Annotated in this window: 14 protein-coding genes; 8 read left to right on the top strand and 6 right to left on the bottom strand. The window is 49.7% G+C overall.

Annotated elements, in window-relative coordinates; translation table 11 throughout:
• Positions 1 to 5 precede the first annotated feature (5 nt).
• From ACYVFD_RS14345 to ACYVFD_RS14335, 3 genes are all read right to left on the bottom strand, one after another.
• Positions 6 to 2672, bottom strand: a complete 2667-nt coding sequence (locus ACYVFD_RS14345) for a permease prefix domain 2-containing transporter (RefSeq protein ID WP_461090861.1) — start codon at positions 2670 to 2672, stop codon at positions 6 to 8.
• Positions 2673 to 2740: 68 nt separating this feature from the next.
• A complete protein-coding gene (locus ACYVFD_RS14340) occupies positions 2741 to 5371 on the bottom strand; it encodes an ABC transporter permease (RefSeq protein ID WP_461090859.1) in 2631 nt (876 codons plus the stop codon).
• A complete protein-coding gene (locus ACYVFD_RS14335) occupies positions 5368 to 5706 on the bottom strand; it encodes a PadR family transcriptional regulator (RefSeq protein WP_461090858.1) in 339 nt (112 codons plus the stop codon). Before ACYVFD_RS14335 ends, ACYVFD_RS14340 begins: the two co-directional genes overlap by 4 nt.
• A 227-nt stretch (positions 5707 to 5933) precedes the next feature.
• On the opposite strand from ACYVFD_RS14335, the gene dinB reads away from it, so the two are divergent.
• Positions 5934 to 7010 (top strand): DNA polymerase IV, encoded by a 1077-nt coding sequence (dinB, locus tag ACYVFD_RS14330; RefSeq protein ID WP_461090857.1) that lies wholly within the window; start codon positions 5934 to 5936, stop codon positions 7008 to 7010.
• A gap of 72 nt (positions 7011 to 7082) precedes the next feature.
• On the opposite strand, the gene ACYVFD_RS14325 is transcribed toward dinB, so the two are convergent.
• On the bottom strand, positions 7083 to 7298 hold the full coding sequence (locus ACYVFD_RS14325; protein ID WP_461090856.1) for a hypothetical protein: 216 nt from the start codon (positions 7296 to 7298) through the stop codon (positions 7083 to 7085).
• A gap of 237 nt (positions 7299 to 7535) precedes the next feature.
• On the opposite strand from ACYVFD_RS14325, the gene ACYVFD_RS14320 reads away from it, so the two are divergent.
• Positions 7536 to 8567 carry a dienelactone hydrolase family protein gene (locus ACYVFD_RS14320; protein ID WP_461090855.1) on the top strand — a complete coding sequence of 344 codons (1032 nt, stop codon included), beginning with the start codon at positions 7536 to 7538 and terminating at the stop codon, positions 8565 to 8567.
• Between the two features lie 216 nt (positions 8568 to 8783).
• Here ACYVFD_RS14320 and ACYVFD_RS14315 read toward each other — a convergent pair whose 3' ends face one another.
• On the bottom strand, positions 8784 to 9542 hold the full coding sequence (locus ACYVFD_RS14315; protein ID WP_461090854.1) for a DeoR/GlpR family DNA-binding transcription regulator: 759 nt from the start codon (positions 9540 to 9542) through the stop codon (positions 8784 to 8786).
• A gap of 455 nt (positions 9543 to 9997) precedes the next feature.
• On the opposite strand from ACYVFD_RS14315, the gene ACYVFD_RS14310 reads away from it, so the two are divergent.
• From ACYVFD_RS14310 to ACYVFD_RS14285, 6 genes are all read left to right on the top strand, one after another.
• Positions 9998 to 13111, top strand: coding sequence for a SusC/RagA family TonB-linked outer membrane protein (locus tag ACYVFD_RS14310; RefSeq protein WP_461090853.1), 3114 nt, complete (start codon positions 9998 to 10000; stop codon positions 13109 to 13111).
• A gap of 18 nt (positions 13112 to 13129) precedes the next feature.
• Positions 13130 to 14692: a SusD/RagB family nutrient-binding outer membrane lipoprotein gene (locus ACYVFD_RS14305; RefSeq protein ID WP_461090852.1), complete on the top strand. Its 1563-nt coding sequence runs from the start codon at positions 13130 to 13132 to the stop codon at positions 14690 to 14692.
• 146 nt (positions 14693 to 14838) lie between these two features.
• A complete protein-coding gene (locus ACYVFD_RS14300) occupies positions 14839 to 15306 on the top strand; it encodes a RidA family protein (protein ID WP_461090851.1) in 468 nt (155 codons plus the stop codon).
• Positions 15307 to 15791: 485 nt separating this feature from the next.
• Complete coding sequence (locus ACYVFD_RS14295; RefSeq protein WP_461090850.1) at positions 15792 to 17012, top strand: aminotransferase class V-fold PLP-dependent enzyme; 1221 nt, start codon at positions 15792 to 15794, stop codon at positions 17010 to 17012.
• A gap of 156 nt (positions 17013 to 17168) precedes the next feature.
• Positions 17169 to 18416 carry an amidohydrolase/deacetylase family metallohydrolase gene (locus tag ACYVFD_RS14290; protein ID WP_461090849.1) on the top strand — a complete coding sequence of 416 codons (1248 nt, stop codon included), beginning with the start codon at positions 17169 to 17171 and terminating at the stop codon, positions 18414 to 18416.
• 70 nt (positions 18417 to 18486) lie between these two features.
• Positions 18487 to 18948 carry a RidA family protein gene (locus ACYVFD_RS14285; RefSeq protein WP_461090848.1) on the top strand — a complete coding sequence of 154 codons (462 nt, stop codon included), beginning with the start codon at positions 18487 to 18489 and terminating at the stop codon, positions 18946 to 18948.
• 171 nt (positions 18949 to 19119) lie between these two features.
• On the opposite strand, the gene ACYVFD_RS14280 is transcribed toward ACYVFD_RS14285, so the two are convergent.
• The gene (locus ACYVFD_RS14280; protein WP_461090847.1) at positions 19120 to 19491 is read right to left on the bottom strand and encodes a hypothetical protein; all 372 of its coding nucleotides are present in this window, start codon (positions 19489 to 19491) and stop codon (positions 19120 to 19122) included.
• Positions 19492 to 19727: the final 236 nt, after the last annotated feature.

The raw sequence follows: 19727 nt of genomic DNA, 5'->3' as shown, positions 1-19727 counted from the left end.
GGGATTTATTCCGACCGTAGTGATTTCACCGGATCGGCCAGCGCTGCTTTAATGCTTTGGAAACTGACGGTGAATAGCGCAATACCAATCGAAAGTAAACCAGCCAGCGCAAAAATCCACCATTCGATATCCACTTTGTAGGCGAAATCCTTCAGCCATTGGTTCATAGCCCACCAGGCAATGGGGGATGCAATGACCAGCGCAATCACCACCAGTTTCAGGAAATCTTTCGACAGCAGGGCCACAATGCTGGCTACCGATGCGCCCAGCACCTTCCGGACTCCAATTTCCTTCGTACGCTGTTCGGCTGTAAACATCGCCAGTCCGAATAAGCCCATGCACGAAATCAGGATGGCAATGCCCGTGGCCGTATTGACGAGATGGCTGGTTTTCTGCTCCTTTTCATAGAGCTGGGCAATGGAATCGTCCAGAAAGGTATAGTCGAAGCGATTTTCGGGAAACACCGCTTTCCATTGTTGCTCGATACTGGCCAGCGTGGCTTTCAGCTCGCTCATCTGCTTTCCTTTTGTGGAAAGTTTGATGCCCAGATTGCGTGCGTTGGGCAGGTAACCCATAAACACGGGGCCCATTTTTTCGTGAAACGACTGCTCATGAAAATCGGCGACTACGCCCACGATCGGATACTTTTTGCCATTAAATTCAATGAGTTGATTAAGCGCGTCGTTGAATCGGCGGAATCCCAATGCTTTGGCGTATTGGGCGTTGATAACGATCTCGCGTAAGGAATCACTTTTGACGTAGTTGCGTCCGGCCAGCAAATGAAGCTGATAAAGCGGGATGAAATTCTCATCGCCGATCTTGGCCGACACATCCAGCTCTACAGGCTGTTTCTTGCCCTCATATTTCAGCTTGGTAACCATAAAAGCCTGGCCCATTGGCGGAAACCACTCCATGGCGACGCGCTCAACGCCCGAAAGTTGTCGGATTTTTTGCGCCAGCACTTTCCCCTTCTCACCCCAGGGCGGACGGATTGAAACGATTGCATCGGACCTGAAGCCCAGTTCTTTGTTTCGCATATAACTTAGCTGGCGCTCTACGATAAGTGTACCAATGATAAATACCAGCGATATTGTGAACTGGAAGATAATCAGCGCTTTCCGGAAAGTACCTTTGTGTCCTCCTGTCAGGGCCGCCTGTCCTTTCAGGGTTAAGGCAGGAATATAGGCCGATAAAGCCAGTGACGGATAAAGCCCCGCCAATAGGGAGGTTACGACCAGTACACCCAGCAGAAATAATCCCGTTTGGCTGCTGAATAACGTAAACGTCAGGCCTTTGGGCGTTATCGACTGAAACGCTGAAAGAATTGGGTTGACCAGTAGCAGAGAAATCAGAATGGCGATTAGTGTCAGAAAAGCCGTTTCGCTCAGGAACTGGGTAATTAGACTGGCCCGACTGCTCCCCATCACTTTTCGAATACCCGTTTCTTTGGCACGTTGTGTCGATTGAGCGGTCGATAAATTGATAAAATTGATGGTCGCAATCAGCAGGATAAATCCGGCTACAGCCATCAGCCCATATAGCGTAGGCAGATGGGCTTTTCGAGAATAATTATCCGCATAATCGTCGTTGAAATGCAGGTCCGACAGGGGTTGTAAAGCCGGAATAAACTTGAACTCTTTCGGATAATGGGCTTTCTCAAACCGCTGGAATTGCGCCGTAAATTGATCAGGGGTCGCTCCGGGGGGCAACTTGATAAACGCCTGTGAAGCCGACCAGATATCGTTCCATTGGTCGAGGTTGATCTCTTTTTTTAGCTGGCTGGTCCGGATGGTCGCCAACGAAATGAAATCGGTGAAGGTAAAATCGGTAGGTTGCTTCCAGTCTTGCACGATACCAGCTACATGCACATGCACCGAATCCTGATAAATCAGCTCTTTACCCATAATTTGTTCAAGCGGCAGGTCGCCAAAATACTTACGCGCTTTTCGCTCCGACAGAACCAGCTTGAAGGGTTCATTCAGCGCCGTTTTGGGATTGCCGGCCAACCACTTATACGTAAAAATATCGAAGTAGGTTGGCTCAACAACCACGATTTCGGCATTATCAACCCCATGTCGGCGATTTTCAAATTTCGTTGGCTTTTCGGTGCCATTGGGGATGAGTACTTCCGATTCGATGTTGTGGAAAGCGGCTACTGTGCCAATGCTGGGAATCTCCTGTTGGATGGCAGCCGGTACGGCGTTCGGAACAAACCCGACCGGATGTTTTTCGACGGTCTTATTGTACTGCGATTTACCCACCAGTCGGTAAATTCGATTGCTGTCGGGGTGGAAGGTGTCATAGCTTAGTTCATAGTGTGTAATGAGATAGATGACTAAGCAGGCAGTAACCCCGAGCGTAAGGCCGAGAAGGTTAATAAGCGTACTGACTTTGTATTTTGCCAGATTACGCAGGCTGGTTTTGAGGTAGTTTCGTAGCATGACTGGGCTTATTAACAATGGAGTAGGGTAATCAGATTCTTTTCGTTTGAGGGCAAAGGGACGTAGAAAGCCCAGTACATTCAACCAGTAACGTCGAGCTGCTTTTTCAGGGCCTACTCGAAGTATATCCCGTTTATAGCGTTCATATAAGTCGCCCTGCACCTCCTCCAGCAGGTGGGGAGCGCAGAACCAGGCAAGCAGTTTGTCAGCAAAGCGGGGCGGGGTGTTCATGAGCGTAGGGGTAAGGGTTTTGTAGAGACGCCAGGGATGGTCGCACCGGCGCATCAGTCTCTACAAGTCTATTCAGACCGAAGGGATTTTATAGGATTGACCAGGGCCGCTTTGATGCTTTGGAAGCTAATTGTCAGGAGGGCGATGCCAACAGCTACTAGGCCTGCACTGACAAACATCCACCACTCAATGTCGACTTTATAGGCAAAACCCTGTAGCCATTGCCGCATGGCATACCAGCCCAGGGGCGATGCAATGAGTATGGCAATCAGCACCAGCTTCAGGAAATCCTTCGAGATGAGAGCCACCACACTACCCACTGATGCGCCCAGAACTTTACGTACACCAATTTCTTTCGTACGCTGTTCGGCCATAAAAGTAGCCAGGCCAAACAGACCTAAACAGGAAATGAAAATGGCCAGGAACGCAAAATAATTAGCCAATGATCCGATCATAGTTTCGCTACGGTAGAGCTTCTGAAACGACTGGTCGGCAAAAGTATAGGTGAACGGAAATTTCGGGTTTATCTGCTGCCAGACAGTTTCCAGGCTTGCCAGTGCCTGTTTGGCCTGTCCCGGCTGGGTACGGACGATGATATTTTTACCCGCAGCCTTCGGGCTTAATTTGACAATCATCGGCTCAATAGCAACATGGAGCGAATTCTGATGAAAATTCTCGATAATGCCGACAATTGTACCGGGTTTGCCCCATAAGGTCAGGGGTTTGCCAATCGGACTCTGATAGCCAATGCGTCGGGCAGCCGTTTCATTGATAAGGTAATTGATTGAGTCCAGGCCGAAATCTCTCGCAAAATCCCGCCCTTTTAGCTTGACCTTCAGGGTTTTGGTGAAGTCGTAATCGACCGTGGAGAACTGAAAATGAACATTCACTTTAGGATCTTTACCAGGCCACTGCACATTGCCGGTACTCCCGAATGTGCTGGTAGGCGTACCATCCATATACGTAATTGTCTGAATCCCCGGCATTCGCAGGAGTTCCTGTTTAAAGGTAGGGTAGTTGGCAGCCAGGTCGCCTTGTGCGCGAAGGTAAATCAGGTTCTCTCGGTCATAGCCCAGGTTCTTGGTTTGAATGAAGTTGATCTGCCGGTACACAATGATGGTTCCGATGATAAGCAATACAGATAAGGTAAACTGGAAGACAACCAGGCTTTGGCGAAACAACCGTGCTCCTGGCCCAAAGCGTATGGTTCCCTTTAGCACTCGAATTGGGTTTAGCGACGATAGAACCAGAGCCGGGTAACTGCCCGCAATGAAACCGGTTAGGAGTGTCATACCTGCCAGCGTAAGCCAGAAGGTTATATTGGTGAATGGAAAGCGAATGTGCTTGTTCGTCAGGGTGTTAAATGTAGGCAGTAGTAACCCTGTCAGCACCAGGGCAATAACCAGTGCGATACCGGTAAGTAACAGGGCTTCACCAATAAACTGTCCGATCAGTAAACCACGAGCGGCTCCAACAACTTTCCGAACGCCCACTTCCCGAGCCCGTTTGACCGAGCGGGCAGTGGCCAGATTCATGAAATTAATGCACGCAATCAGCAGAATAAAGGCCGCCACAATACCAAACAACCGAACATACTCGATCCGTCCACCATCCTGATACCCATTTTTGAAGTTGGAGTAGAGGTACGTATCCTGATACGGTTGCAGAAATAGCTGAATATCAGACCCATCTTTTCCCAGGCGGGGGTTGTAGCGTTTTAAAAACGCCTTTAATTTAGCTTCCAGCCGGACAGGATCGGCCGAAATACCGTTTCGGTCGGTTCGGAGCTGAATACGGGTATTGGGAGCATTAGTGCCCCAGTCCTTGAGCCATTCGTTTCGCTTAAGAAAATCCTGCCAGCTCAGTAGATAATCATACGTTTCTGAACTGTTCGCTGGGATGTCCTCAAAAACGGCGCTGACCTGATAATCGTCGGTATTGTCCAGACGAATACTTTTACCAATCGCTTCCTGAGGGCTACCAAAGTAGTTCTGGGCCAGTTTGTGGGAAATGGCAATATTGTTAGGAGCGTTGAGGGCTGTTTCGGCAGTGCCAGCCAATAAAGGAAAACTAAACATAGTAAACCAATCGGCTCCGGCAGCGCGGCCTTGCTCATTGTTCAGTTTGTTACCTACAGAAAAAGTGTGCTGTTGCTCCCACGATAAACTGGCTGCATAGCCGATCTCTGGAAACGCTTTTTTCAACTCGTCGGCCAGCAGAGCCGGTGTACCGGACCCCACGTCGACTTTGCCGTCGTAAAACTGGCGCTCCATAACGGTGTACAAGTGTGGGTTGTTAACGTGGTAGGCATCCACGCTGAATTCGTCCCGAATCCAGAGAAAAATAAGCAGACTGGTGGCCATGCCCAGCGCTAGTCCCATACTGTTGATAGCCGAAAATGATCGATTCTGAATCAGATTTCGCCAGGCAATTTTAAGATAATTCCGCAGCATGACAGGATTGAGGAAAAAAGGTTTTGGATACGCAGTAGGTTGTCGTTTCAGTGCAAAGGGTCGAAAAAAACGTAGCACATTGAGGATATAATTTCTGTTGGCCTGCGCTTGGCCGACGAGCAGCAAATCCCGTTGATAACGCTCGTATAAATCGCCCTGCACTTCCTCCAGCAGGTGAGGAGTGCAAAACCATTCGAGCAGTCGATCAGCGAAGCGGGGCGGATCAGTCCGACGGTTCGGTTTCATAGGCTGATGGCAGGTAGGGCATTCGGAGCAATGGAGTTCCATAACTGGTCGCGCATGGCCCGGATGTCGTGCAGGGTGCGGCTGCCCAGCGCCGTAACCGTAAACAGCCGCTTCCGCCGTCCACCCCGTTCGGCCGTTGCATCGCCCATATGCGAGGTGAGCATGCCTTTTTCTTCGAGCCGATGCAGGGCCGCATGTACCGCGCTTATACTCACCGAGCGACCTGTTTGTCGATCCAGTTCGTCGGTAATGGCAACGCCATAGGCGCTTTCATGCAACACCGCCACCGTCAGCAATACCACTTCTTCGAACTCCCCCAGATACGTACGTTTCATATCCAATTCAATAAATTCAACTTTTGTAGAACAAATGCTTTGCCAACTTCTAAAAAGAGCGTTTAACGGCTTTCAGAACAGATATACCTGTTTGGAGGGTGTCCGAAATCGTACATCTGCTGTCCGGTGGCGAACAGGTAGGCTGGTAATCGTTCAGTGGGCAGCCTCTCATAGGGCTTGGGAAACTGAGTGATTTTTCGTATATTATACCTGGTACGAGCGACTCAATGGAACAGCCTGCAATCCGGAAAATTATTCACATTGACATGGATGCGTTTTATGCATCTGTCGAACAGCGCGATAACCCTGAACTGCGTGGTAAACCCGTTGCGGTAGGCGGTTCCTGGCAACGCGGTGTGGTGGCAGCTGCCAGTTATGAAGCGCGTCAGTTTGGGGTTCGGTCGGCTATGGCATCGTCCATTGCGATTCGCAAATGCCCCGATCTGGTTTTTGTAAAACCCCGTTTTGACGTTTATAAAGCTGTTTCGAGCCAGATCCGGGCCATTTTTGCCCAGTTCACACCACTTATCGAACCGCTTTCGCTGGACGAAGCTTATCTGGACGTGACCGATAGTCTGGAGGCCAATATGACGGCTACACAAATCGCCCAGGTAATCAAAGAGCAGATCCGAAATGAAACCAGCCTGACGGCATCGGCCGGGGTCTCGTACAATAAATTCCTGGCAAAACTGGCGTCGGACTATCGTAAACCGGATGGGTTATTTGTGATCAAGCCCCATCAGGGATTGGCATTTGTTGAGAAGCTGGACGTGGGGCAGTTTCATGGCATCGGCCGGGTTACAGCGGCCAAAATGAATCAGTTGGGCATTTACACCGGATTGGATCTGCGTCAGCAAAGCGAAGCGTTTCTAACGCAGCATTTCGGTAAAGTCGGACACCATTATTTCAATATTTCCAGAGCTATTGATCATCGGCCTGTTACACTCGATCGCGAACGGAAATCAGTCGGTTCAGAAACAACCTTCGATCGGGACCTGACCGAACACGCCGATTTGGTGGCCGAACTGGAGCCCTTGATCAACAGCGTATGGTCGTATTGCGAACGGACAGGCATACTGGGGCGAACGGTGACGCTGAAAGTGAAATACGCTGATTTTCAGCAGATCACCCGCAGCCGAACCGCAACGGGGTTTCTAACGAGTCAATCAATGCTGTCCCAGCTTAGTCATGATTTATTGACTGCCCTACAGCCGTTGCCTAAAGGAGTTCGCCTGTTAGGTATTTCATTGTCCAGCTTTAAGACTGAGTCGGCGGCCGCAGGGCAACTGGCGCTGGATCTATGATAGAGGTATGCCGGAAAGCCATGTCACGGTTCTTTATTGCGCTAGGTTAAACTGTGGCACGGCTATTACTTATCAGCCAGTCACAATAACTTGACTCGTTGGACCTACCGATAGGGCGATTTCATCGTCAAAGTCAACAATATCGACTCGGGGTCGGTCTTTATCCTTAAAATGCTCTTTGTAGCGTCTGACGGCTTCTTCCTCACTGACATTTAGATACGCGCGTGTCCAGCCTGAGGGGTTATGCGTCCCAAAGCCAGTCACGATAACAAGTCGGTTGGTTGCCATAATCGGGATCGTTTGAAGATGTAATGATTTGAACAGTCGTTTCGTAGACAGCCGTGCCAAGGTTTAACCTAGAATCATACTGAACCGTGGCACAGCTGTCTACGAAACGACGGTTTTAGACTAAACTCATTTATAGCCCAACTTGATTAGAGATTCAACGAAAATGCATTCGTCCATGAATCACAAGTAACTTTTGACGAAATCTGTTTTTATCGGAAATAAGCTGACTTAAAGACTATGTTCAGGAAACGTTGGATAGTACCTGTCTTGATTGGCCTTTGTAGCCTGAACTTCCCGATAAATCCATCGACCGGTTCGCAACACCAGCCCATGACCAGCCACGAATCGCCTAAACCGTCTGCTCCCGACAAAAAAGCCCAACGGACGGAGTTATATAAATTGCTCGGTAAATTACCGGATCGGCATCGGGCCATTTCTGTAAAGCTGGTCGAAACCCGGCAAACGGATGAGCTGATTATCGAAAAGCTGTTGCTGGATCTGAATGGTATCGAACAGGTACCTGCCTATTTTACCCGACCGAAGAAAGCAACCAGTAAATTGCCTGTGGTCCTGTTTAATCATTCACACTTTGGGCAGTATGAGGTTGGTAAGGAAGAGTTTGTGCGTGGACGGCCTGAGATGCAGCAACCCGCCTACGCACTGGCTCTGGCGCGCGAAGGGTACGCTGGTTTGTGTATCGATAGCTGGTGCTTTGGCGAACGACGGGCGCGTGGTGAGCAGGATACCTTCAAGGAAATGCTCTGGCATGGACAGGTGCTATGGGGCATGATGGTGTACGATAACCTGCGAGCACTGGACTACCTGCAAACCAGACCCGAAATAGACCCGAAACGAATCGCAACGATGGGCATGTCGATGGGGAGCACGATGGCCTGGTGGCTGGCTGCCCTCGACGAGCGGATAAAGGTATGTGTAGACCTCTGTTGTTTGACTGATTATCAGTCGCTGATCGCTGCCAAAGGACTGGGGCTGCACGGGATTTACTATTACGTGCCGGACTTACTGAATCATTTTACCACCTCCTCCATCAACGGACTGATTTCACCACGACCGCATTTTGGATTAGCCGGGCGATATGATAAACTGACTCCTGTCGATGGTCTGGAGAAAATTGACAAAAATCTCAAAGTCATTTATCAACAGGATGGAGCCCCATCGGCATGGAAGTTACGGATTTACGATGTTGGCCATCAGGAAACGGCTGACATGCGAGCCGATATTCTGGCGTTTTATAAAAAATGGTTGTGAGGGTAGATTGCTTGTTTCGTGAGGTCGGGTTCTTATACCCGACCCGTGAGGTTTCTCAAAACCGAACGATAAACTATACATGAGGTTTTGAGAAACCTCGCTGGTCAGATGTAAGCATCTGACCTCACAGAAAAGAGTTGCGCAAGGAAACGCTAAGTCTTTTCTTCTGTGCGATCTTTGCATAGCTCTTAGCGCTCTTTGCGTTTAACGCAATTCTTACAGCACAGTCGTTTTGCCACCCTGGTAGGGAGCAAGCTGTGGGGAATCGGCAGGGAGTTCAGTGATGAGGTAATCTACCTGATCCAGGTCGGCAATTTTCATTCGCATCACGCTGTTCATTTTCTCCGAAATACACAACACGGCTACTTTCTGAGCCGCCCGGATCATCGCTTTTTTGGCCTGTACAGTTTCCCAATCGGAATCCGAAAGTCCCTCGCGTGCGTCGATGGCATTGGTACCCATAATGCACAAATCTACCCGTAGTTCCGATAGTCGCTGATACACCTCACCGCCCACACTCATCTGGCTATAGCGGGAAATTTGCCCACCGATCATAATGATTTCCAGATTGGGCTTGTCGAGTAGCTCAACCGCTGTCAATGGGTTTACGGTGATAAATGTAGCCCGCAGATCGGCAGGGATTAGCTTTATGAACTCCCGTATGGTAGTGCCTCCCCCCATCAGAATCAACATGCCATCCCGAAGTAACGTCAGCGTCTTTTCAGCAATGACCTTTTTGTTAGTATGGGAATAGGTTTCCTGAATCTGCGAGGAATGGTGATAGGCTTTCGACATAGCCCCACCGCGAATTTTTATCAACTTCCCTTCGTCCGACAAATCATTGATGTCGCGCCGGATGGTGTCTTCCGATACATGTAAGGTACTGGCTAAATCCGTCAGGCTAACGCGCGTGTGGAGGTTTATTTGCTTGATAATAAGGTCTTTGCGCTCGTCTTTTAAAAAGGCTATAGACATACGTGACGTCGGGGAACAGTTACTAGAAACGTAAAAGAAAAAACTACTTCAACTCTAACCTATTGCAGCAAATAGTTTACGGTGACTGGCATGTCTTCACCGTAGCCTGTGTCCTCACAGGACACGCTTCCGTCAGGCTAATCCTGCTGTCGCACAGGTGGCTTGTAAGGACACAGACCACGGAGGATCGTCAGTCACCGAACCTCAAAACCGTATACCATATCTCCTTCTGCAAAATTTGCATGATTTTTAGGTTTGTTATATAAATAGCGATAAAAGCGCACATTTTGCATACAATTCACAAGTGTACTTGCAAAAAAGGCGAATAAAAATTGCTTTCAGGCTTTTTTAATCCGTATACTTGTGCAAATATTGCAAATAATTATTGCAGTATTTGCAAGAGGGCCTCTTTCAAGTATTAACCTAACTAATCACATTTAACCACGTGTATGCTTATGAACTATATGCTACGACATTGGCCTACCCGACTGGGTACGCTCCTGATGACACTCTGGTTGGGATGCGCTGCCACATTTGCGCAGACGATTTCCGGAAAAGTGACCAATGCTGGTGATGGACAGCCGCTTCCCGGCGTAACTATCCTGGAAAAAGGGTCAACGAAAGGTACGGTAACGGATGGTGAGGGGAAGTACTCGCTTAACCTCACCAATGGGCAGGCTACAGTTATTTTCTCGTACATCGGCTTTACGGCGCAGGAAATCGCCGTGGGGGGGCGGTCCGTAATCGATGTAAGCCTGAAAGAAGGGGCAACGAGCCTGGGTGAAGTGGTTGTAACGGCGCTGGGGATTTCGAAAGAGAAAAAAGCGCTGGCCTACGCCGTATCGGAAGTGAAGGGGAGCGAGTTTACACAGGCCCGCGAAAACAACGTGGCCAACGCCCTGACGGGTAAAATTGCTGGTGTCAACGCAACAGGGATGGCTACAGGGCCTGGTGGCTCCAGCCGGATCGTCATTCGGGGCAATGGTTCATTGAATGGGAACAACCAGCCGTTGTATGTGATTAACGGAATGCCGATGGACAACAGCATTCCAGGTGGGGGAACAACAGCCGATGGAAACGGCATGAACGTTGACCGGGGCGATGGTATTGGCGGGATTAACCCCGATGATATTGAGTCGATTAGCGTATTGAAAGGCGGACCCGCAGCTGCGTTGTATGGCGCTCGGGCGTCGAACGGGGTTATTTTGATTACGACCAAAAAAGGCCGTGGTCAGAAAGGGGTAGGGGTGGAAATCAACAGCAACACCACCTTCGAAAGTATCGCCGTAATTCCGAACTGGCAGTATGAATTTGGTCAGGGTTTGGATGGTAAAAAGCCAACGACCGTTACTGAAGCCAAAAGTACGGGCCGTTTGTCGTATGGTGCCCGGATGGATGGCCAGCCAACGATTCAGGTCGACGGGCAGTTGCATCCGTATTCACCCCAGAAAGACAATCTGAAAAACTTCTACCGGACGGGCAGCAACTACATCAATTCAGTAGCGTTCACGGGTGGAAATGAGTCAGTCAACTTCCGACTAGGTTTGAACAACACGCAGTCGAACAGCATTGTACCCAACTCGTCCTTCGCCCGTCGGATTGCGAACCTGAACCTGAACGCGTTTCTAGGTAAAAAACTGAGCATCGAAACGGTATTCCAGTACAACTACGAAGAAGCGACCAACCGACCCAAAGTGGGGTATGCCGATATGAACCCACACTGGGCTACGTATCTGGTGGCTAACGTAGTTGACATTCGCAGCCTGGCACCGGGTTATGATCCGGTGACGGGGAAAGAAATGGAGTGGAACCCGGTTCCGGCGGCCCCAAACCCGTATTTCGTGGTCAATAAATTCAAAAACGACGATACCAAAAATCGGTTCATCAGCCAGGGAAGCATCCGGTACGACATCCTGGACAATCTGTATCTGAAAGGCAGTGTCAGCCAGGACTTTTACAACTTCCAGTCGGAGTACGTGCAGCCAACGAATAACGCCTACCAGCCTCTGGGAACCTACGAAGCCCGGAAGACCAGCGCTTCGGAAACCAACGGCATGCTGACCCTGAACTACAACACCAACCTGCTATCGGACCTGAGTTTTTCAGCCCTGTTAGGGGCCAATGCCCAGCGGTCTATCTACGACCAGACATTGATTGCCGGTAGTGAGTTTACGGTGCCGTATTTCTACAGCTATACCAACCTGGCTACCTCAACGACCACACCGACGTACATGAAAAGTGCCATCAATTCGGTATTCGGCTCGGTCGACTTCGGGTATAAAAACCTCGCATTTTTGACCCTGTCCGGTCGTCAGGACTGGTTTTCGGTGCTGAATCCAAAGAGCAACAGCATTTTCTACCCGTCGGTTGGGGGCTCGTTTATCCTGTCGGATGCCTTCCGGTTACCGAAAGCGGTGAGCTTTGCCAAGTTGCGGGCGTCGTTTGCACAGGTGGGGGGAGCTACGGTTAACGCCTACCAGATTTACCAGTATTATTCGATGCAGCAGGGTGGACATAATGGCCGTCCGGTACAGGTGCTGTCGTCGTCGCAGGTGCCAAACCCCGACCTGAAACCGCTAACCTCGACAACCTATGAAGGCGGTATTGAAGCCAAATTCCTGAACAATCGACTGGGTATCGACCTGACGTTCTACAACCGGAAGACGACCGACGACATCGTGACCTCGAACATCGCACTTTCGTCGGGTTATACCTCTGCCTTGCTAAACGTGGGTGAGCTGAGCAACAAAGGGATAGAGCTGCTGCTGACTGGAACCCCGATTCGCAATTCCGATTTTAGCTGGGATGTAAGCTACAACATGGCCTACAACAAAAGCAAGATCGAACGACTGGCCGATGGACTGACAGGCATCGATGTCGGAACGGGTGTCGGTGGTGGATTGGTTCGTAACATGCTGGGCCGGTCTTATGGAACGGTGTGGGGCTATCGGAAAAAGACTGACGCGAATGGCAATGTGGTGTTCAACACGGCCAGCGGCTATGCCGTTCGGGGCGACCTGGAAGAGATTGGGCAGGGCACTCCTCCGCTAACGATGGGTATCACCAACAACTTCCGCTATAAAAACTTCTCGCTCAACATACTGGTCGACGGTAAGTTTGGCAGCATCGTGTATTCGAACCTGTACCAATATGCGTATCGCTTCGGCCTGCCGCAGGAAACACTTCCTGGTCGTGAAACGGGCGTTACCGTAACGGGTGTAACCCCAGAAGGTGCGCCGTTTACCAAAACCTGGGCCAAAGAAGATGTCGATACCTATTACGACAACGACAAGAATTACACGGCTATGTTCATGTTCAACAACGATTTCGTGAAACTCCGTCAGGTTATCCTGAGCTATAACCTGCCTGTTAGCAAACTGTCGTTCCTGAAGTTGCAATCGGCCTCGATCTCATTTGTGGCCCGAAATCTGGCTATTCTGTACAAGGACAAGAAGAATCAGTATTTCGATCCAGAGTCGGGCTATACCAGCACGAACGCCCAGGGTCTGGAAGCCTTTGGGGTACCCAGAACCCGTAGCCTTGGGGTAAGCTTGCAAGTGAAATTCTAACCTGATACCATTCTGACCATGAAGAGTCTGATCAAAAAAATAGGCTATGTGGCTCCGTTATTCCTGCTTTTGACGTCCTGCGACAAAGGTTTTGAGGAAATGAACGTAGACCCCAATAAATATTCTTCGGTAGTTCCCGAATATCTGTTTACCCGCGCCCAACTGGATGGGGTGAGCACCAACTTTACCGGTGCCGCTTATCTGACCATCGGCCAGTCGATGCAGCACTTTGCAACCTATAAAGAGGTGCCTGCTGCTGGGGATAAATATTTCAACTACAGCTATTCGACCGGTAACTGGAATGCTTACGCTGGAACCCTAGCCGGACAGGGATCGATTATCTCGATTCATCAGGTGATCGATGCGGTTTCAGGCAATGCGGCCAATGTCAATAAGCTTTCGGCGGCTCGGATCTGGAAAGCGTATATGTTCCACCGGTTGACCGACATCTACGGCGACATCCCGTATTTCGACGCGGGGAAAGCCCTGTCGGATAAGAATTATAGCCCCAAATACGACACCCAACAGGCTATCTATGCCGACCTGCTGAAAGAGCTTGAGGAGTCGATTGCGGCCTTCGATGCAACCAAAGCAACCTTCGGAAATGCCGATCTGATGTTTGGGGGCGACGTGACCAAGTGGAAAAAATTCGCGTATTCGCTGATGTTTCGCCTGGGTATGCGCCTGACCGAAGTTGACCCAACGACGGCCAAATCCTGGGTACAGAAAGCCATTGCCGGTGGGGTGATTCTGGACGATGCTGATCGGGCTACGATTGCCTATGTGGATGGTTCACAAACGGCCAGCCGGAATTTTATTGCCAGTGGATTGCTCAGCACCGATTACGTAACGCCCGGTGGCGACAACGTAGAAGGAGGGAAGTTTGCCAAAACGCTGATCGATTATCTGAAAGGAACGAAAGACCCTCGCCTGAATGTGATCTCGATTGTGTGGACCACTACGGATAACAAAACATTTACGGCCGATACGACCACAGCCTTGCAAAGTGGTATGCCCAATGCCGCCTACAACAACCTGCCTGCGAATTTCAATTCGTATTCGGAGCCTAATCCGAATACGATACTGAAATACAGTGCGCCGTTGCTGGTGATGACCAATGCCGAAATGTATCTGTTGCTGGCCGAAGCCGCCGTTCGGGGCTGGTATACAGGTAGTACGGCCGAAGCCGCTTATACGAACGCAGTCAAAGCGGGTATGCGTCAGTGGTCACTTTTCGGAACGGGTGGCGTTATTTCCGATGCGAAAATCAATGCCTATCTGGCCGCCAATCCGTACAAAGCAGGAGGTACCGTAGCCCAGCAGATGGAGCAGATCGGTACGCAGAAATGGGTCACTCTTTTTCTGGAAGATGAATATGAAATCTTCTCAAACTGGCGCCGTACCGGCTACCCTGTGCTGACTCCAACCAATTATCCGGGCAATCTGACGGGCGGCAAAATTCCGACACGGTTCGTAATCCCCGATTCGGAAGAAACGTATAACAAAACCAACTTCATTGATGCCCGTACCCGTCAGGGCGGTACCAATGCCCTGTCGAGTGTGGTTTGGTGGGATAAGTAAAAAATAGCGCTTCGGTTCATGGTTTTTTCCAGTGTCTGTGTCCTCACAGACACCCGTGCGACAGCAATCGTTACCATCCGGATGAGTTTCTGTGTCCTCACAGACACAGGGAGAAGCCGAATACCGAAAACCACGAACAGATACGTATGAAATTGCACCGCCGTTCCAGTTTAAGACGACTTTTCGCTTCAGCAGCCAGCCTGACTGGGCTGGCTGTATCCACCCCTAGCTTAGCGTCTCCGAAAACGATCGCTGCCGAGCACAACCTGGCTGACCAGGAGCTGAATCAGGACGTTCCCTTGTATTCGAGTACCACGAAACTGGGTAATCTGATTTTCCTCTTCGGTATAGGTGCTCATTTTGAGGGTGATATCAAAGCTCATACCGACCATGTGCTGAAAGAAATGGAGAAAGAACTGGTCAAAGTAGGCTCATCAATGGAAAAAGTCTTGAAAGTGAATGTTTATCTCCACGATCTGAAAGACTATAAACCCATGAATGAAGTCTTTAAAGGTCGCTTTGGCCTCAAACCGCCAGTTCGGACAACCGTTGCCCCGCGTGCAGGTGTACCGGGCAATTCGCTGATCGAAATGGATTGCATTGCGTATGTCTAATTAGGTCTATACGGTTAAAATAGCCTTGCTTCCATTGCATACATACATGTCAGAAACGTGCGCGGACGATAAGGGTATTTTTTGTGTACCTTCCTCTTTTTTAATGGGTTATCATAAAGGATGGCTTTCTTGTCGCTAGGATGTTTAGTGAGGTCGGTTACTTCTAACCGACCAGCGAGGTTTCTCAAAACTCGTTTGGTTCGGTTTTGATAAACCTCACCCGTCAGCTATGAGTAGCTGACTCCACATCAAGAAAGGAAAAATGAGAGATTTTGTCATTCCGACGCAGGAGGATCTCAAATCTCTCATTTTTCAAACTTGAGATTCCTCCTGCGTCGGAATGACAAAAAATTGCACCAAACAAAACGTAGGTGGTCGCTTACACATGAAATAACATAGTGTTTTAATGCCTTCAACGCTCAACATCCCATAAGACACGCTAACCTGGCAATATATTTCTTCAACAGTACAGAATTTAACCAATCATGATCAGCAGACGAACATTAATTAAACACTTATCGGCTATGCCGCTGGTTGGCGGTCTTTTCGGAGAGGGAGCGTCCGTTGCCTCTACGTTGGTAGCTCCGGCACTGGCTCCCCGGAATCTGGTGAAAGAACTGGGTATCCGAACCTTTATCAACGCTGCCGGTACCTATACGGCCATGACGGGTTCGCTCATGGATGAGGACGTGGTCAACACCATCCTGGCATCATCGAAAGAGTTTATGATGCTGGATGATGTCCAGACCAAAGTGGGTGAAAAAATTGCCGCGCTGACCCATGCCGAATCGGCAGTAGTGACGGCTGGTTGTTTTTCGGCTATGACCCTGGGGCTGGCTGGCGTGCTGACGGGTATGGACCAGAAAAAGGTAGAGCAGCTCCCGCATCTCGAAGGCACCGACATCAAATCGGAGGTGATCGTGCAAAAGGGACACAACGTCGGCTACTCACACGCGCTGATGAACACGGGCTGTAAAATCGTCTTTATAGAAACCGTTGACGAGCTTGAAAAGGCGATCAACCCGAAAACGGCGATGCTCTGGTTTTTAAATATCCAGTCTGATAAGGGCAAAATTATGCACCAGCAGTGGGTCGAATTGGGGAAAAAGCACAATATCCCAACCATGATCGACATTGCTGCCGATGTGCCGCCCGTCGAAAACCTGTGGAAGTTTAACGATATGGGTTTTGACCTGGTCTGCGTATCGGGCGGAAAGGCCATGCGTGGGCCACAAAGTGCGGGCTTACTGATGGGCAAAAAAGCCTACATCGATGCGGCCCGACTCAGCATGCCCCCACGTGGTTCAACCATCGGTCGGGGGATGAAGGTCAACAAGGAAGAAATTCTGGGTATGTACATCGCCCTCGAAAAGTTTATTGCCCGCGATCAGGACAAGGACTGGAAAATGCTGGAAGAACGGGCCGCCCACATTGCCAATGCGGCTAAAAGTGTGAAAGGGGTAAGTGTGGAAACATTTGCGCCCGAGCTGGGTAATCACACACCCACGCTGCGTATTAGCTGGGATACGGCCAAAGTGAATCTGACGGCCAAAGCAGTGCAGGATGGATTACGGAACGGCACACCGTCTATCGAAATCGTTAGCGACGGCAAAACCATTGGCATGACGGCCTGGATGCTGAAGCCCGGCGAAGAAAAAATCGTAGCCACCCGCCTTAAAGAAGAACTCGCCAAAGGAGCGGTTTAACCTGTTTTCTGTTTCAAGCTGGGTGTCCCGACTTCTCCCCGTGTCTGTGTCCTCACAGACACCACACCGGATGGTAATAATTGCTCTTGCACAGGTGTCTGTGAGGACACAGACACGGGGAGAGAGGCTGGTTTGAACTGTAAACCCAAACTGTTTATGCAAAAACTTTTTCTATTCCTTTTCTTTTTCTGTCTTGCGAGCTATACGGTTGATGCCCAGTCATATAGTATTGTTATCAAAGGAGGGCACCTGATCGATCCGAAGAATAACATCGATGCCATCATGGATGTGGCCATAACGGATGGCAAAATCAGCCAGGTCGCGAAAACGATCGATGCTAGTCAGGCGAAGCAGGTTGTCGATGCGAAAGGTATGTACGTAACCCCCGGCCTGATCGACCTGCATGGGCACGTATTTTACGGTACCGAACCTAATCATTACCTGAGCAATGGCGCCACCGCCGTAGCGCCGGATGGCTTTACGTTCCGAACTGGCGTCACAACGATTGTCGATGCGGGGGGCGCAGGCTGGAAATCCTTCGAAACGTTTAAGCAAAACATCATTCTGACGGCCAAAACGCGGGTGCTCTCGTTTCTGAACATCGTAGGTGAGGGGATGCGTGGAGGTAAATTCGAGCAGGATACCACCGACATGGACCCAAAGCAGGCAGCCCGCGTTGCGATGGGAAACAAAAACGACGTCGTCGGCTTTAAAGTGGCTCACTTTCAGGGGGCAAGCTGGGCTCCCGTCGATCATGCGGTACAGGCTGGAACCTTAGCGGGCGTTCCGGTTATGGTCGATTTTGGCGGAAGTCATCCCCCGTTGCCACTGGAAGATCTCTTTCTGAAGCACCTGCGGCCGGGCGATATTTTCACGCATACGTACACGCTCTTGCCTAACAATGTCCGGGAAACGATTGTCGATGAAGAAACGGGTAAGGTAAAACCGTTCATCTGGGAAGCTCGCAAACGGGGCATTGTGTTTGATGTGGGGTATGGCGGAGCCAGCTTCAATTTCTCGCAGGCGATTCCGGCTCTTAAAAGCAAATTCTACCCCACCACCATCAGCACCGATCTGCACACGGGCAGTATGAATGGCTCAATGAAAGACATGCTTAGTATCATGTCGAAATTCGTAGCGATGGGCGAGGATATTCCCAGTGTGATCAGAGCCAGCACCTGGACACCCGCGCAGGTCATCAAGCGTGAAAACCTGGGCCATTTGTCGGTAGGGGCCATTGCCGATGTCGCCATCCTGAGTATGCGACAGGGTAGTTTTGGATTATATGATAAAACGGGCTACAAACTGATGGCGAAGCAAAAGTTTGAATGCGAAATGACAATCAAAGGAGGAAAGATCGTCTATGACCTGAACGGGATCGTCAGTCCATTGGGGTTAAATTAATACTGGGTTTACCTTATTCTGCAACCACTTGATAAACGTAAAAAGTAACTTATAACTGATTGAGTATCGTATGAAAACCGAACGCCGTTCCATCTTAAAACGCCTATTTGCCTCAGCCGCCGGAGCCATTGGTCTGGGTGCTACGACCCAAGCTGTGGCCGCTGATGCTGCCCCCGAAAAAGAAGTCTTCAACGTCGTAAACCATCAGGATATACCACTCTTTTCGAGCTCAACCAAGCTGGGGAATCTGGTATTTGTGGCTGGTATAGGCTATCACAAAGAAGGCGACATCAAAGTGCATACCGACGAAGTGCTGAAGGCAATGGAGAAAGAACTGATTAAAGCCGGTTCGTCGATGGAAAAGGTTTTGAAAGTCAGCGTGTTCCTTCACGATCTGAACGACTACAAAGCCATGAACGAAGTCTACAAAGGGCGTTTCGGAGCTAAGCCCCCTGTTCGGACAACGGTAGCCGTTTACGGTGGCGTTCCCGGTGATTCACTGGTCGAAATGGATTGTATTGCCTATATCTAGCAGGGGAATGCCTGATATTGATTTGAGGTAATTAATCGCAGAAATAACAACTATCAGCCCACCGCTTTAGCTGTGGGCTGATAGGGTTTGGTTGAATTCGGTGGTTATTTAATGTAGAGCAATTTTAGGAGCGGGCTAGGGACGGTCCGACGCGTCGGCGAGGTTAACCCATCAATTCGGCGTAGCTACAAACCGAACGTCGAAGGCACCCGATGCCCGTTTCCCTTTGATGGTTACCGTATACTCGGCTCCTTTCTGGTTCACTAAATGAAGACTGTTGGCTTCGGACGTATTGATTTTCTTCTGGAACAGGGTGGCTGATGGCGATTTTACAGATGCTGTCATGTCGCCATCCGTTTCGGTAAACTGATAGGCCAGATAGATATCATTTTCGGGTACATGCAGGGAAAAGGTCTGCTTGCCACTCAATTCTTTAAAGCTGGCTTTGGCGTGTTGGTTGTTTGAGGTTCCCTGCCACTGTCTGGTGAATGAACAGGAACTTATAGACACGAGAAGGCAGATTGCTAAGAGACAACGGGTCATTGGTTGGCTAATTTAATGAGTTAAAAAACTGGTTTTAACCGGTAGATGCAAACCGATTCTGGCAGGTTGCATCCCTGAAAAATCTTTTTCGAAGCGTTTGCCATACGCTCAGATAAATGAGCTTGAGCCGTTCTGCTACAGGCAGGGCAGCGGTTATTTGGCAGAAATTTGATAGATTGGTCGCGCTATTGCAATTGCCTTCAGATAGCATCTTTTTATTCCTCAAAACCAACCGA

This window comes from Spirosoma gilvum (genome assembly GCF_054776815.1).
The sequence above is the reverse complement of the archived record's forward strand: the minus strand, read 5'-3'. Positions and strand labels throughout refer to the sequence as shown.

Excerpts from the sequence above, each read along its gene's own strand:
- ACYVFD_RS14345 (WP_461090861.1), bottom strand. The coding sequence starts at position 2,672 with ATGAACACCCCGCCCCGCTTTGCTGACAAACTGCTTGCCTGGTTCTGC.
- ACYVFD_RS14310 (WP_461090853.1), top strand. The coding sequence starts at position 9,998 with ATGAACTATATGCTACGACATTGGCCTACCCGACTGGGTACGCTCCTG.
- ACYVFD_RS14300 (WP_461090851.1), top strand. The coding sequence starts at position 14,839 with ATGAAATTGCACCGCCGTTCCAGTTTAAGACGACTTTTCGCTTCAGCA.
- dinB (WP_461090857.1), top strand. The coding sequence starts at position 5,934 with ATGGAACAGCCTGCAATCCGGAAAATTATTCACATTGACATGGATGCG.
- ACYVFD_RS14290 (WP_461090849.1), top strand. The coding sequence starts at position 17,169 with ATGCAAAAACTTTTTCTATTCCTTTTCTTTTTCTGTCTTGCGAGCTAT.
- ACYVFD_RS14285 (WP_461090848.1), top strand. The coding sequence starts at position 18,487 with ATGAAAACCGAACGCCGTTCCATCTTAAAACGCCTATTTGCCTCAGCC.
- ACYVFD_RS14320 (WP_461090855.1), top strand. The coding sequence starts at position 7,536 with ATGTTCAGGAAACGTTGGATAGTACCTGTCTTGATTGGCCTTTGTAGC.
- ACYVFD_RS14340 (WP_461090859.1), bottom strand. The coding sequence starts at position 5,371 with ATGAAACCGAACCGTCGGACTGATCCGCCCCGCTTCGCTGATCGACTG.
- ACYVFD_RS14295 (WP_461090850.1), top strand. The coding sequence starts at position 15,792 with ATGATCAGCAGACGAACATTAATTAAACACTTATCGGCTATGCCGCTG.
- ACYVFD_RS14315 (WP_461090854.1), bottom strand. The coding sequence starts at position 9,542 with ATGTCTATAGCCTTTTTAAAAGACGAGCGCAAAGACCTTATTATCAAG.
- ACYVFD_RS14325 (WP_461090856.1), bottom strand. The coding sequence starts at position 7,298 with ATGGCAACCAACCGACTTGTTATCGTGACTGGCTTTGGGACGCATAAC.
- ACYVFD_RS14335 (WP_461090858.1), bottom strand. The coding sequence starts at position 5,706 with ATGAAACGTACGTATCTGGGGGAGTTCGAAGAAGTGGTATTGCTGACG.
- ACYVFD_RS14305 (WP_461090852.1), top strand. The coding sequence starts at position 13,130 with ATGAAGAGTCTGATCAAAAAAATAGGCTATGTGGCTCCGTTATTCCTG.
- ACYVFD_RS14280 (WP_461090847.1), bottom strand. The coding sequence starts at position 19,491 with ATGACCCGTTGTCTCTTAGCAATCTGCCTTCTCGTGTCTATAAGTTCC.